At 69.6% G+C, this 1,092-nt stretch carries 1 protein-coding gene; it reads right to left on the reverse strand.

Translation table 11 applies throughout. From position 1 onward, the window contains the following. Nucleotides 1-4 precede the first annotated feature (4 nt). Nucleotides 5-1,092, reverse strand: a 1,088-nt coding sequence (gene pqqE / locus HLA95_RS27440; RefSeq protein ID WP_191062600.1) for a pyrroloquinoline quinone biosynthesis protein PqqE, incomplete at its 5' end; no start/stop codon positions are given.

Genomic DNA, 1,092 nt, shown 5'->3' on the forward strand with positions numbered 1-1,092 from the left:
TCCCTCACCCCACCGTTTCCGGCGCGCGCTTCATCTCGCGGTAGCGGTAGCCTTCCTCTTGGCCCTGATCGTCGGCCAGCGCCTGGTCGATCCGGTGACGGAACGGGGAAAGGGTGCAGACCGGGTCGGTGGCAGCGGGATCGCCCAGGATCGCCATGGCCTGGCAGCGGCAGCCGCCGAAATCCTGCTCCCGCCTGGCACAGGAGCGGCAGGGCTCCTGCATCCAGTCCGTGCCGCGGAAGGCAGTGAAGGCCGGCGAGCGCTGCCAGATCTCCTGGAGGCTGTGCTGCTCCACCGACCAGAACTCCAGGTTCGGGATGGTCTGGGCGGCATGGCAGGGGAGAGCCAGGCCCGAAGGCGTGATGTTCAGGCTGCGCCTGGCCCAGCCGCCCATGCAGGCCTTGGGGTAGCGGGCATGGTAGTCCGGCACCACCTGATCGACCACGATCTTCCCGGCATGGCGCGCCTTGGCTTTTGCCACGTCCGCCAATGCTTGGCGCACCTGGGCCTGGTCCGGCTGCAGAGCGGCGCGGTTCTTCAGCGCCCAGCCATAATACTGGGTGTGCGCGATCTCCACGCGCCTTGCCCCCAGCGCCACGGCGAGGTCGACCAGTTCCCCTGCGCGCGCGATGTTGGCCCGGTGCAGCACCACGTTGACGGTGAGCGGCAGGCCGGCCTCGGTCACCAGCCGGGCTGCTTCCAGCTTGCGCGGGAACACGCCCTGAGCCCCGGCGATCCGCTCGGCACTTGATGGCTCGCTGTCCTGTAGCGAGAGCTGGACATGGTCCAGCCCGGCCGCCAGCAGCCGCTCCAGCCGTGCTTGGCTCAGGCCTAAGCCCGAGGTGATCAGGTTGGAGTACAGCCCGGCCGAAGCACAGGCCTGGACCAGCACCGGCAGGTCCGGCCGGGCCAAGGGCTCGCCACCGGACAGATGCACCTGGAGGATGCCCAGCTCGCCGGCCTCAGCGAACACGCGCTGCCAGCTTTCGGTCGGCAGTTCCTGCTCCCGGCGGTCCAGCTCGACCGGGTTGGAGCAGTAGGGACAGCGCAGCGGGCAGCGATGGGTCAGCTCGGCCAAGAGGCCCACCGGCG

The sequence above is a fragment of the Geminicoccus harenae genome, assembly GCF_019800005.1.
In the GTDB taxonomy this organism is placed as follows: domain Bacteria; phylum Pseudomonadota; class Alphaproteobacteria; order Geminicoccales; family Geminicoccaceae; genus Geminicoccus; species Geminicoccus harenae.